Origin of the sequence: Phaeobacter sp. PT47_59 (genome assembly GCF_028890025.1) — a bacterium.
Lineage (GTDB): Bacteria > Pseudomonadota > Alphaproteobacteria > Rhodobacterales > Rhodobacteraceae > Phycobacter.
In genome coordinates, this window is record NZ_JARCJL010000005.1 from 216,592 (window position 1) to 229,067 (window position 12,476).

10 protein-coding genes are annotated in these 12,476 nt (G+C 64.6%); 8 read left to right on the top strand and 2 right to left on the bottom strand.

Features of this window, described 5'->3' with window-relative positions:
* Window positions 1–67: 67 nt before the first annotated feature.
* Entirely contained in the window at window positions 68–2,404 is a 2,337-nt protein-coding gene (locus PXK01_RS06895) for an aldehyde dehydrogenase family protein (RefSeq protein ID WP_274859411.1), read from the bottom strand.
* Window positions 2,405–2,415: 11 nt separating this feature from the next.
* Complete coding sequence (deoC, locus tag PXK01_RS06900) at window positions 2,416–3,429, bottom strand: deoxyribose-phosphate aldolase (RefSeq protein WP_274859412.1); 1,014 nt, start codon at window positions 3,427–3,429, stop codon at window positions 2,416–2,418.
* A gap of 253 nt (window positions 3,430–3,682) precedes the next feature.
* Here deoC and PXK01_RS06905 point away from each other — a divergent pair, with 253 nt between their 5' ends.
* Genes PXK01_RS06905 through PXK01_RS06940 form a run of 8 tightly spaced genes read left to right on the top strand, consistent with a single transcriptional unit; the run spans window position 3,683 to window position 12,454 of the window.
* Complete coding sequence (locus tag PXK01_RS06905) at window positions 3,683–4,609, top strand: metal ABC transporter solute-binding protein, Zn/Mn family (RefSeq protein ID WP_274859450.1); 927 nt, start codon at window positions 3,683–3,685, stop codon at window positions 4,607–4,609.
* Window position 4,610: 1 nt separating this feature from the next.
* The gene (locus PXK01_RS06910) at window positions 4,611–5,423 is read left to right on the top strand and encodes a metal ABC transporter ATP-binding protein (RefSeq protein ID WP_274859413.1); all 813 of its coding nucleotides are present in this window, start codon (window positions 4,611–4,613) and stop codon (window positions 5,421–5,423) included.
* Between the two features lie 3 nt (window positions 5,424–5,426).
* Complete coding sequence (locus PXK01_RS06915; protein WP_274859414.1) at window positions 5,427–6,632, top strand: metal ABC transporter permease; 1,206 nt, start codon at window positions 5,427–5,429, stop codon at window positions 6,630–6,632.
* Window positions 6,632–7,561: a metal ABC transporter permease gene (locus tag PXK01_RS06920; protein ID WP_274859416.1), complete on the top strand. Its 930-nt coding sequence runs from the start codon at window positions 6,632–6,634 to the stop codon at window positions 7,559–7,561. The genes PXK01_RS06915 and PXK01_RS06920 overlap by 1 nt, the downstream gene beginning before the upstream one ends.
* Window positions 7,562–7,613: 52 nt before the next feature.
* A complete protein-coding gene (gene mutL / locus PXK01_RS06925; RefSeq protein WP_274859417.1) occupies window positions 7,614–9,533 on the top strand; it encodes a DNA mismatch repair endonuclease MutL in 1,920 nt (639 codons plus the stop codon).
* Window positions 9,533–10,759, top strand: coding sequence for a DNA recombination protein RmuC (locus PXK01_RS06930; protein WP_274859418.1), 1,227 nt, complete (start codon window positions 9,533–9,535; stop codon window positions 10,757–10,759). The genes mutL and PXK01_RS06930 overlap by 1 nt, the downstream gene beginning before the upstream one ends.
* A complete protein-coding gene (locus tag PXK01_RS06935; protein WP_274859420.1) occupies window positions 10,756–12,093 on the top strand; it encodes an adenylate/guanylate cyclase domain-containing protein in 1,338 nt (445 codons plus the stop codon). The genes PXK01_RS06930 and PXK01_RS06935 overlap by 4 nt, the downstream gene beginning before the upstream one ends.
* Before the next feature lie 37 nt (window positions 12,094–12,130).
* The gene (locus tag PXK01_RS06940; RefSeq protein WP_274847062.1) at window positions 12,131–12,454 is read left to right on the top strand and encodes a DUF3775 domain-containing protein; all 324 of its coding nucleotides are present in this window, start codon (window positions 12,131–12,133) and stop codon (window positions 12,452–12,454) included.
* The last annotated feature ends 22 nt before the right edge of the window (window positions 12,455–12,476 follow it).

Consider the following 12,476-nt stretch of genomic DNA (forward strand, 5'->3'; position numbering starts at 1 on the left):
ACATCGCGAAAAACGAAAGCGGGCCGAAGAGTGATCTCCGGCCCGTTTGTTTTGCTTGGGCTTCGCGTTACTCCCCGTAGGGCACCCAGATGTTCTTGACCTCTGTTGCGGCCTCCAGGAACCGGCGGCTGTGGTCGGCGTGCCAGTCGAGTGCGGCCCCGTTGTTGACCCAGCTCCGCTTGAGGTTGCTGGCAGAGGCTTTCTCGATCTCGCCCGACAGGTCGGTGGAGGAGAAGCTCCAGACCGCGTCCACATTCATATGCGAGGCCAGCGGTGCGGCCAGATCGGCGTGGCTGCCGGTCAGGATGTTGACCACGCCTGCGGGCACATCCGAAGTATCGAGCACCTGATAGAAATCGGTGGCCGCCAGCGGGAAGGGATCAGAGGCCGCCAGCACCACCCGGTTGCCCATGGCAATGGCGGGCGCCATCACCGAGACCAGCCCCAACAGCGGCGCCTCATCCGCGCAAAGCGCGCCAATCACGCCGACCGGTTCCTTCATCGCGAGCGCCACGCCCCGGATCGGCACGCCATGCACCTGCCCGTCGTATTTGTCGGCCCAGGCGGCAGCGGTGAACAGACGCTGGATCGACGCCTCGACTTCCTTGGCACCAGTGCGCCGCCCGGTCATGTGGTCGATGCGATGGGCAAACTCATCCGCCCGCGCGGAAAGGTTTTCGCCTATGTAGTACAGGATCTGCGCCCGCAGGTGGCCGGTAGTCTTGGCCCAGCCCTTGGCGCCAGCTGCGGCTTCGACCGCGTTGCGCACGTCCTTGCGACTGCCCATGCCTACATGACCCAGGATATGGCCGGACTTGTCATGCACCGCGCGGGAATAGCCGCTGTCGGGGCGGGCCTGCTTTCCGCCGATATACATCTTGGCGGTGCGGTCGATGGGGTCCGTGCCGCTGCCCTGACCGGTGAAAGCTTCAACCTGCGTCAGCGCCTTGGGTTTTGTGCGCGGCTTGGTGTAGGCCGAAAGCCCCTCCCAGCCGCCTTCGCGGCCAAAGCCGCTTTCGCGCACGCCACCAAAGCCGGCGGCGGCGTCGAACATATTGGTGCCGTTCACCCAAACCACGCCGCAGGTGAGTTTCGGCGCGATATCAAGGGCGAGGTTCACGTTTTCGCTCCAGACGCTGGCGGCAAGGCCATAGCGGGTGTTGTTTGCCAGCTCCACCGCCTCGGCCGGGGTGCGGAAGGTGCAGGAGACCAGCACGGGGCCAAAGATCTCTTCCTGCATCAGCCGGTCGGCGGGGGTCAGCCCTTCGATCAGGGTGGGGGGGTAGAAGCAGCCTTCCCCGGGCAGGTCGATCTTGGCCTGATAGGTCTCGCCCGCGTCATTGGAGGCGACCATATCGGTGATCGTCTTCAACTGCACCGGATCCACCACGGCGCCCACGTCGATGCATTTGTCCAGGGGATCACCGATGCGCAGCTTGTCCATGCGGGCGCGCAGCTTGGCATGAAAACGCTCGGCAATGCCTTCCTGCACCAACAGGCGCGAACCGGCGCAGCAGACCTGACCCTGGTTGAACCAGATCGCATCCACCAGCCCTTCGATCGCCGAGTCGATGTCGGCGTCGTCAAAGACAATGTAGGGCGACTTGCCGCCCAGTTCGAGCGTCAGCGCCTTGCCGCTGCCCGCGGTGGCCTCGCGGATGCGGCGGCCCACGGCGGTGGAGCCGGTGAAGGCGATCTTGTCCACATCCGAGGCCACGATCATCTCACCCACGGCGCCATCACCGGTGACGATGTTCACAACGCCCTTCGGCAGGCCCGCCTGACGGCAGATATCGGCGAACAGCAGCGCGGTGAGCGAGGTATATTCCGCCGGTTTCAGCACTACGGTGTTGCCCATGGCGATGGCGGGCGCCACTTTCCAGGCCAGCATCAGCAAAGGGAAGTTCCAGGGGATGATCTGGCCGCAGACCCCAAGGGCGGCGCGGTCCGGCAGTTCACCTTCCATCAGCTGGGCCATGCCCGCGTGATAGTAGAAATGCCGCTGCGCCAGCGGGATATCAATGTCGCGGCTTTCGCGGATCGGCTTGCCGTTGTCCATGGTTTCGAGCACGGCAAACAGGCGGCTGTGTTTCTGCAAGAGACGCGCGATGGCATAAAGGTGCTTGGCGCGGCCCGGTCCGCCCAGCTTTTCCCACTTGGGTTGGGCGCTGCGTGCGGCAGAAACGGCGGCATCCACATCGGCCTGGGTTGCCTGGGTCAGGGTCGCCAGCACCTCCCCGGTGGCGGGGTTCTGGCTGTTGAAGCCATCGCCCGGCTTGGTGAAGCTGCCATTGATGAAATGGCCGAAGCGGTCGCCCTGATCGACCAGCCAGGCGAGCGCCTCGGCAGCGCTTTCGGGGGCGGGGCCGTAACTCATGGTGTCAAAGATCTCTTTGATGGACATTTGCGCACTCCTCAGGCCATCGCGTGGCGGTAGCCAGCGGAATAGGCGCCGGTGACATGGTGTTCGAGCTGGCGTTCGATATCGCCCAGCAGGGACGAGGCCCCAAAGCGGAACAGGTCGGGCTGCAGCCAGCGGTCGCCCAGCTCTTCTTTCATCAGGCTAAGATAGACCAGCGCGTCCTTGGCCTTGGAGATCCCCCCGGCGGGCTTGTAGCCGACGCGGTAGCCGGTGCGCTCATGGTAATCGCGGATGGCGCGGATCATCACCAGGCTGACGGGCAGGGTGGCGTTGACGCTTTCCTTGCCGGTGGAGGTCTTGATGAAATCGGCCCCCGCCATCATGCAGATTATCGAGGCGCGTGCGACGTTGCGCAAGCTGCCCAGCTCTCCGGTGGCGAGGATGGCCTTTACGTGGGCCTCGCCGCAGGCGGCACGGAAGGCTTTCATCTCGTCATAAAGCGCCTGCCAGTTGCCGCTCAGTACGTGGCGGCGCGAGATCACGATGTCGATCTCATGAGCGCCTGCCTTGACGCTTTCCTCGATCTCGGCAACGCGCAGATGGAAGGGGGACAGACCTGCCGGAAACCCGGTGGAAACCGCTGCGACGGGAATGCCCGTGCCCTTCAGCGCCGCGACCGCCGGGGCGATCATGTCGTGATAGACGCAGACCGCGCCGGTGGTGATGCCGGGGGTGCCAAGCGCCTGCAAAATGTCCGCCCGCACCGGCTGGCGCGCCTTGGCACAAAGGCGGCGTACGCGTCCGTCCGTGTCATCGCCGGACAGCGTGGTCAGATCGATGCAGGTGATCGCCTTCAAGAGCCAGGCAGCCTGATAGTCTTTCTTGACGCTGCGCCGTCCGGGCAGGGTCGCGCAGCGCCGCTCGATGGCCGAGGTATTGGCCTGCATGCCCAGCGCCCAGTCCAGATCCAGCTCCATGCCGGGATTGCGCGGCTCGCTGACCTGCGGCAGTTGCGCATCGCCAGTGGCCGCGACCTGCGCGTCTTGTTCTGAGAGGTGGCGTTCCATTCTAGGGGGTATCCTCATCAATATCTCGCGGGAAAATCGCACGGGTGCGACATCTTGGCAAGCGAACCGCCCGCTTTCCGTTCAGTAATCCTGCCTTCCCGGTAAATCAGCTCCCCTTTGTTGCGAATAATTCGCATTAGCATTGACACTCTTGCGAGCCGTTCTCATATTTCAATCAATCGACATTCTACGGAGGCGCGGAATGAGTCGTCTGAATACTGCCAAATCCGGGTTTGCCCTGCTTGTGGCGCTGATGCTTGCCTTTGCGCTGCCCGGCGCGCGGGCCATGGCCGAAACGCCGCTCAAGATCGTTGCCACCACCGGCATGATCGCGGATGCGGCGCGTCAGGTCGGCGGTGATGCGGTCGAGGTGCGCGCCCTGATGGGGCCGGGGGTGGACCCGCATGCCTATCGTCAGACCCGATCCGATATCGTTGCGATGACCCGCGCCGATCTTGTGCTTTACCATGGCCTGTACCTCGAGGCGCAGATGGGGACGTTTCTGAAGGACCTGTCGCGCAAGCGGACCGTGGTTGCCGTAGCCGAAGCCCTGCCCAGGGAGGTGCTGCGCGGGCATGACGATTACGAGAACAAGTTTGACCCCCATGTCTGGATGACCCCCGCGCTGTGGAAAGATGTTGTTGCCCGCGTGGCTGAGGTGCTGAGCGAGGCCCGCCCCGATCAGGCCGCGCTGTTTGCCGCCAATGCCAAGGCGCATATGGCCGATCTGGAACGCCTGCTGGCCTATGCCAACGAAACCCTGGCCGCTGTTCCGCAAGACAGCCGGGTTCTGGTCTCTGCCCATGATGCCTTTGGCTACTTCGGGCGCGACTTCGGATTTGAGGTGATGGGTATCCAGGGCATTTCGACCGAATCCGAGGCTGGTCTCAACCGGATCAGCGCGTTGGTCGACCTCTTGGTGCAGCGCCAGATTTCCGCTGTCTTTGTCGAAAGCTCGGTGTCGGATCGCTCGATGCGGGCGCTGATCGAAGGGGCTGCCGCGCAGGGCCATCAGGTCAAGATCGGCGGCGAGCTGTTCTCCGATGCGATGGGGGCAGAGGGCACCTATGAGGGGACCTACCTGGGTATGATCGATCACAATATCACCACCATTGCCGGGGCGCTGGGCGTGGATGTGCCGGAACGCGGCATGGATGGCAAACTTTCGGCGGGGCTTTGATATGGCACATAGGGCTAAGTCTTTGATCGGCACGTGCGATGACACTGGCGCGCAAAATCTGGAGACAAGCCCGCTTTGCGTCCGGGGGTTGACGGTCACCTATGGTGAAAAGCCCGCCGTCTTCAGCGTCGATATGACAGTGGAGCCGGGAAAGATGACCGCGATCATCGGACCCAATGGCGCGGGCAAGTCCACCCTGCTCAAGGCGGCCTTGGGGATCGTGGTGCCGGTGTCCGGCCTCACTCAGGTCTTCGGGCGCCCGCTGGAGGCGATGCGGTCTCGTATTGCCTATGTGCCGCAGCGCGCCAGCATCGACTGGGATTTCCCAACCCGCGTGATCGATGTGGTGATGATGGGGCTATACCGGGAGCTGGGCCTGCTGGGGCGCATCCGGGGGCACCATCGCAAAGTGGCGCGCGACTGTCTGGACCGTGTCGGCATGGGCGATTTTGCGGATCGCCAGATCGGCCAGCTTTCGGGCGGTCAGCAGCAGCGGGTGTTCCTGGCCCGCGCCCTGGCGCAGGATGCGGATCTCTACCTGCTGGACGAACCCTTTGCCGGGGTCGATGCGGCGACCGAGAAAGCCATCATCACCGTGCTGAAATCCCTGCGCGAAGCCGGTAAATCCGTGGTGGTGGTCCATCACGATCTGGCCACCGTGTCCGAGTATTTCGACAATGTCTTCCTGATCAATACGCGCAAGGTCGCCGAAGGCCCCGTGGCAGAGGCCTTTACGCCTGAAACACTGCAAGCGGCCTATGGCGGACGTCTGGCCACAGCGCAGATTGATCAGTTGGCGGTGGCACAGGGCTGATCCATGCTGTTTGACGCGCTGTTCCTGCAACTGGGATATAACGCCACGCTGGTCTCTCTGGGGGCGTCCCTTCTGGGGGGCGCTGCGGGGATTTCCGGCACCTTCCTATTCCTGCGCAAACGCGCCCTGGTCAGCGATGCCGTCAGCCATGCCACCCTGCCCGGCGTCGGGCTTGCCTTTCTGGTGATGGTCTTTCTTGGCGGTGACGGGCGCAACCTTGCGGGGCTGCTGCTGGGATCGGCCCTGTCGGCGGGCGTTGGCCTCGTGTGCATGAACTGGCTGACCCGCAACACCCGCCTGGCCGAGGATGCCGCCATCGGCGCGGTGCTGTCGGTCTTCTTCGGCTTCGGCATCGTGCTTCTGACCGTGATCCAGACCCTTGGCATGGGACGGCAGGCGGGGCTTGAGGGGTTTCTGCTCGGGTCCACCGCCGGAATGCTGATGAGCGATGCGATGATCATTGCAGGCGGCAGTGCGCTGGCCCTGTCGGTGATCGTGCTGATGCGCCGCCCGATGATGCTGGTGGCCTTTGATCCCGAATATGTCGCGGCGCGGGGCCTGCCGGTGCCGCGCATCGACATGCTGATGATGGGGCTGGTGATGGCGGTCACTGTAGTGGGGCTGAAGATCGTCGGGTTGATCCTGATCGTGGCCCTGCTGATCATCCCCTCGGTCACGGCGCGCTTTTGGACCGACCGGGCCGACCGGGTCGTGGTCTATGCTGGTCTGTCCGGGGCTGTAGCGGCCTATATCGGAGCGGCGATTTCGGCCTCTGCGCCGAACCTGCCGACCGGACCGATCATTGTGCTGGTGAGCTTTGCGCTCTTTGCGCTGTCGCTGCTCTTTGCTCCGAACCGGGGCGTTCTGGCGGCGGTGCTGCGCCACCAGCGCTTCCAGCGCCGGGTGCATCTGCGGCAGGGGTTGTTGGCGCTGGCCCAGGGGCATCCGATCTATGAACCGCTGACCCTGCGCCTGTTGCGCCGCGCCGGGCTGGTGCGGCCTGACGGCGTTGCCACGGATATGGGGCGCGCCCGCGCCGCAAAAGCCCTGCGCGATGAAAAACGCTGGGAGCTGGTGCGCAGCGATCTGGCGCATGAGGCCGCCGCTGCGCTTTATGATGGGCTGCGCGAGATCGAGACCGTGCTGACCCCCGACCAGATCCGTGAGATCGACCGCCGCATCGGCGGCCCGCAGGAGGTCCTGGCCTGATGAGCGGCGCTGAATTTGTCCCTCTCTCCCTGACGCCCTTGCTGATTGGCATCCTTGCCGCTGTCGCCTGTGCCTTGCCGGGGAACTTTCTTCTGCTGCGCCGCCAGGCCCTGATCGGCGATGCCATCAGCCATGTGGTGCTGCCGGGGATCGTCGTGGCCTTTCTGCTGACCGGTGCCATCGCCACATGGCCGATGCTCTTGGGTGCGGCTGGCGCGGCCGTCACGGCCGTCATCCTGATCGAGGCGGTCCGCCGCCTGGGCCGGATCGAGCCCGGTGCTGCCATGGGCGTGATCTTCACCACCATGTTTGCGGGAGGCGTGTTGCTGTTGGAGCAGACCGATACCTCCGCCGTGCATCTCGATGTGGAACATGCGCTATACGGCAATCTCGAAAGCCTGATCTGGCTGGATGCAACCGGCTGGTCCTCCCTTTGGGATATTGAGGCGCTGCGCTACCTGCCGCCCGAGCTGCCGCGCATGGCGCTGACCCTGCTGGGCGTAGCGTCCTTTATTGCCCTGTTCTGGCGGGCGCTGAAGATCTCCACCTTTGACGAAGGCTTTGCCCGTACATTGGGTATCCACACGGGGGGCCTCTCCCTGGCCCTGGTGATCACCGCATCCGTTGCAGCCGTCGCGGCCTTTGATGCGGTGGGGTCGATCATCGTGATCGCCATGTTCATCTGCCCGCCCGCCGCCGCAAGGATGATGACGGATCGGCTGGAGCGTCAGATCGGCTGGAGCGTAGTATTCGCGACCCTGTCGGCGGTTCTGGGCTATGTTCTGGCGGGCTACGGCCCCCTCTGGCTGGGCGCTGCCGATGCGGTGAGCGCGGCCGGCATGATCGCGACGGTTTCGGGCGTGATCCTGGCCGCTGCCGCCCGCTTCGGTCCCTGCCGCCGCCGCGCCGGAGCGCCTGCCGGGGTCTGACACGCGCTTTGCGGGTGGCAGAATCGAAGGGCTCCATGCTAAATTTTGCGGTATGAGCAGCCCAGACCCCAAAATCAGCGATAACCCGCGCCCCATGATCCGCCAGCTGGACGACAGCGCCATCAACCGTATCGCCGCTGGCGAGGTGATCGAGCGCCCGGCTTCGGCGGTCAAGGAACTGGTGGAAAATGCCATTGATGCGGGCGCCACCCGTATCACGGTAGAGATCGCCGATGGCGGCAAGACGCTGATCCGGGTTACCGACGATGGCTGCGGCATGACGGCCGAGGATCTGCCGCTGGCCCTTTCACGCCACGCCACCTCCAAGATCGACGGCTCGGACCTGCTCAATATCCACACCTTCGGCTTTCGCGGCGAGGCGCTGCCCAGCCTTGGCGCCGTGGGGCGCCTGACGATCACCAGCCGCGCGGCGGGCAGTGACGCGGCGCAGATCCGGGTTGCGGGCGGCAAGATGGACCCGGTAAAACCGGCGGCCCTGCGCGCGGGCACCGTGGTGGAGCTGCGTGATCTCTTTTACGCGACCCCGGCGCGGCTCAAGTTCATGCGCACCGACCGGGCCGAGGCGCAGGCGATCGGCGACGTGATCAAACGCCTGGCCATGGCAGAACCTTCAGTGGGTTTCACCCTGCGTGATGTGTCGGGCGGCGGTGAGGGGCGCGTGACGTTTCGCGCTGACCCGCTGTCGGGCGATCTCTTTGACGCGCTGCACGGGCGGCTCGCTTCGGTTCTGGGGCGGGAGTTTGCCGAAAACGCGCTGAAGATCGACGCCACCCGCGAAGGCTTGCGGCTTTATGGCTATGCGGCGCTGCCGACCTATTCCCGCGGCGCGGCGGTGGCGCAGTTCCTGTTTGTGAACACGCGGCCCGTGAAGGACAAGATGCTGACCGGTGCCCTGCGCGCCGCCTATTTCGATTTCCTGAGCCGCGACCGTCACCCGGCGGCGGCCCTGTTCATCGATTGCGATCCGACCCTTGTGGACGTGAACGTGCATCCCGCGAAATCCGAGGTCCGGTTCCGCGATCCCGGCCTTGCGCGCGGGCTGATCGTTTCGTCCCTGCGCCATGCGCTAGCCGAGGCAGGGCATCGTGCTTCGACCACCGTGGCCGGGGCCACGCTGGGCGCGATGCGACCCGAACAGGCAGGGGGGCAGACGGGCGGGCAGGGCGCGCCACATGTCTATCAGATGGACCGCCCCTCGATGGGCGCGCGCGCCACGGCCTATAGCGCGCAACGACCTGATTATGCGCCGGTTCCACCCTATCGGCCGCCGCAGCAGAGCAGCGGCTTCGCCGAGATGGCCAGCGCCTTCAGCGGACAGGTGATTGACGAGCCATTCACGCCCCCGGCAGACCAGGAACAGCCGCCCGAGGCGCTCCCACTGGGGGCCGCGCGCGGGCAGGTGCACGAGAATTACATCATCGCCCAGACCGCCGACGGCATGGTGATCGTCGATCAGCACGCCGCCCACGAACGGCTGGTCTATGAAAAGCTGAAGAAGCAGATGGGCGAAAACGGTGTCGCGGCGCAGGCGTTGCTGATCCCGGAAATCGTGGAACTTTCCGACAATGACTGCGCCCGCCTTCTGGCGGTGGCGGATGAGCTGGTCAAATTCGGCCTTGGGATCGAGGCCTTCGGCGGAAATGCCGTTGCCGTGCGTGAAACCCCCGCGATACTCGGAGAGGTCAACGCAGAGGCCATGGTGAAGGACATTCTGGACGAGCTGGACGATCAGGGCGAAAGCCAGCTGGTGCAGGCCCGGCTTGAGGCGATCCTGAGCCGGGTGGCCTGTCATGGCTCGATCCGGTCGGGGCGGCGGATGCGCGGCGAGGAGATGAACGCGCTGTTGCGGGAAATGGAGGCGACGCCCCATTCCGGCCAGTGCAACCACGGTCGCCCCACATATGTGGAGCTGAAACTCTCGGATATCGAACGGCTGTTCGGGCGCACGTGATGGAGGGCATGGGCGAAACGATTGCTGCGATGGACCAGATCCAGGTGATGATCCTGGTCGCGGGCGGCTTTGCCGTGCTCCTGATCCTGCTTTTGGTAATGTCCCTGCGCGCCTCGGCCCGCGCGGCATCGGCGGTAGCGCCGCTTGCACAGCAGATGGAATACCTGGGCCAGTCGGTGCAGCAGCTGCGTGGGGGCTTGCAGCATGTCTCTGACATGCAGGCCAACGCTCAGGTGCAGATGGTGCAGACGGTGGAGGCACGGCTTTCGGATGTGCAGCAGCATATGAACGATAGGCTGGCCGACAATGCCCTGCGTCAGGCCCGCGCCATGGCCGAGATGCAGGAACGGATGCAGGAAAGCCTGCATGGCAGCGCCAAACGCACCGTGACCTCGCTGACGCAACTGCAGGAACGGCTCGCGACCATCGACAAGGCGCAGGACAATATCACCAAACTGTCGGGCGATGTGCTGACGCTGCAGGATATCCTGTCGAACAAGCAGACGCGCGGCGCCTTCGGGGAGATCCAGCTCAACGATATCGTCTCCAAAGCTTTGCCCGCTGATGCCTACCGGTTTCAGGCAACCCTCAGCAACGGCAAGCGCGCCGACTGCCTGATCGACCTGCCCAATCCGCCGGGGCCGATCGTGATCGACAGCAAGTTTCCGCTGGAACCCTACGAGGCGCTGCGCCGGGCGCAGACGCAGGATGAACTTGCCTATGCGGCGCGGCAGATGAAGACGGCCCTGCGCGCCCATATCCAGGCGATTGCGCAGAAATACATCATCGAGGGCGAAACCGCGGATGGCGCGATCCTGTTCCTGCCGTCCGAGGCGGTCTATGCCGAGCTGCACGCCAATTTCACCGATCTGGTGCGCGAAGGCTTTGCCGCCAAGGTCTGGATCGTCTCGCCCACCACCTGCATGGCGACGCTCAATACCATGCGCGCGATCCTGAAAGATGCCCGCATGCGCGAACAGGCGGGCGCCATCCGCACCGAGCTGGGCCTGTTGCACCGCGATGTGGAGCGGCTGGGGGATCGGGTCGGTAATCTCGACCGGCATTTTGCACAGGCCGCCAAGGATGTGGCGGAGATCAAGATCAGCGCCGACAAGGCCGGGCGGCGGGCGCGGCGGCTTGATAATTTCGACTTTGAAGAAATCCAGCAGGGCGCCGGGGCTGATCCGACCGGCACCGTGGTGCCGTTGGAGCATCCCGAGCGATGAGGGGCGGACCGGATCGCGACCTGCTGCGGCAGGCGGAGGTCGAGGCCGAACGGGTGGTCTCGCTGCTGCGGATCGGGGTCTCGCTGGGGCTGTTCGTCATTTTCTTTGCCACGGTCTGGGAGAACGTCGAGACGGTCGAGGACTATCTGCGTCGGCAGTGGCTTTTTGCGCTGGCGACGATGTTTTCCTACCTGGCGCTAGGGGTGTTTACCCTGTGGCGTGCCCGTCGGGGGATGTTTCGCAGCTGGATGATCTGGACCGGCGTAACGCTGGACTGTGCTTTCCTGTTGGCCAACGCCTGGGTGGGGCTTGAGAATACATCGCTTCCCGGAGGGGTGACCTTCCTGCTGCCGCCGATCTGGCTGGTGCCGGTGGTGCTGGCCTTTGCGGTCCTGCGCTTCAACCCCTACCTGCAGGCCTATACGGTTGTCTTGATCGTGGCGGGCCTGTCGCTGATGATCCTGTGGCAGCCCGAACAGGTGCCGGTCCAGGCGGCGGAACGGGCGCTGTTTCTCCTGTCGCTGCCGCCCAATGTCATTCGCATTTCCATGATTGCTCTGGCCGGTGTCGTGCTGGTCGTCGCCGCCTACCGGATGCGGGCCCTGCTGCATCGCTCCATCACCGAGGCGCAGGCGCGTACCAATCTGACCCGCTACCTGCCCGCGCAGCTGGCCGGGCGTCTGGCGGATGGCGGGCTGGAGGAACTGCGTCAGGGGCAACGGCAGCAGGTGGCAGTTCTGTTTATCGATATCTGCGGTTTCACCCGCTGGTCCGAGGAGCGCGATCCGCAAGAGGTCAGCGCCCTGATCACCGAGTTCCGCCGCAGGGTGCAACGGGCGGCGGCGCGCAGCAATGGGCTGATCGACAAATACATCGGCGATGCGGCCATGCTCCTGTTCGAAGGGCAGGATGGCGCCAATCGCGTCCTTGGCTGTGCCGTGGCCCTGGAGGCGGAACTGGCGGAGTGGTCAGACCTGCGCCGCAAAGCCGGAGAGATGCCGGTCACCGCCGGGATCGGCCTGCATTGGGGAGAGGTCTTTTCCGGTGTGGTGGGCAATGCCGAGCGGCTGGAATACAGCGTTTTTGGCGACACGGTGAATATCGCCGCCCGGCTGGAGCAGCTGACCCGCAGTGCCAATGTGCCTATCATCGCTTCGGAAGCCGTGTTCCAGGCCGCCGGAACAGAGCCCGCGCGCGAAGGATGGTCTGCCCTGCCACCGGTGCATTTGCGCGGGCGCAGCAATGGCCTTGCGATCTTCGCACGGGGGCAGATGCAGCCGGACGCGCCGGATATTGCCTCAGATCAAAGACCCGGAGCCCCGGCTGCTGTCTGATGGGCGTGACAGACGCGAACAGCAGGAGAGACGACAGATGTTGGAGATGTCCCCCAGAAAGGTTGCCCAAGTTGCCATGATGGCCCGGGAATTGGAGCGGGCAGAGGGTGAGTTGCGGGCCTTCATCGAGCGGATGGGCGTCGAGGAACAGGCCGAGCTGACGGCGATCATGTGGATCGGACGCGGCAGTTTCGAGGCCGAGGAGCTGGCCGAGGCGATTGCCACCGCGCGCAGCGAAGCCACCACTCCGACCGCCGACTACCTGATCGGAACGCCCCATCTGGCCGATAATATCGAGGCGGGGCTGGAGGCCCTTGGCATTGATGTGGGCGATGTCGAGGAAGATGTGATCGGTCGCTGACCCGGCCTGCCCCGACATGAAA

Excerpts from the sequence above, each read along its gene's own strand:
- PXK01_RS06895 (WP_274859411.1), bottom strand. The coding sequence starts at position 2,404 with ATGTCCATCAAAGAGATCTTTGACACCATGAGTTACGGCCCCGCCCCC.
- deoC (WP_274859412.1), bottom strand. The coding sequence starts at position 3,429 with ATGGAACGCCACCTCTCAGAACAAGACGCGCAGGTCGCGGCCACTGGC.
- PXK01_RS06905 (WP_274859450.1), top strand. The coding sequence starts at position 3,683 with ATGCTTGCCTTTGCGCTGCCCGGCGCGCGGGCCATGGCCGAAACGCCG.
- PXK01_RS06910 (WP_274859413.1), top strand. The coding sequence starts at position 4,611 with ATGGCACATAGGGCTAAGTCTTTGATCGGCACGTGCGATGACACTGGC.
- PXK01_RS06915 (WP_274859414.1), top strand. The coding sequence starts at position 5,427 with ATGCTGTTTGACGCGCTGTTCCTGCAACTGGGATATAACGCCACGCTG.
- PXK01_RS06920 (WP_274859416.1), top strand. The coding sequence starts at position 6,632 with ATGAGCGGCGCTGAATTTGTCCCTCTCTCCCTGACGCCCTTGCTGATT.
- mutL (WP_274859417.1), top strand. The coding sequence starts at position 7,614 with ATGAGCAGCCCAGACCCCAAAATCAGCGATAACCCGCGCCCCATGATC.
- PXK01_RS06930 (WP_274859418.1), top strand. The coding sequence starts at position 9,533 with ATGGAGGGCATGGGCGAAACGATTGCTGCGATGGACCAGATCCAGGTG.
- PXK01_RS06935 (WP_274859420.1), top strand. The coding sequence starts at position 10,756 with ATGAGGGGCGGACCGGATCGCGACCTGCTGCGGCAGGCGGAGGTCGAG.
- PXK01_RS06940 (WP_274847062.1), top strand. The coding sequence starts at position 12,131 with ATGTTGGAGATGTCCCCCAGAAAGGTTGCCCAAGTTGCCATGATGGCC.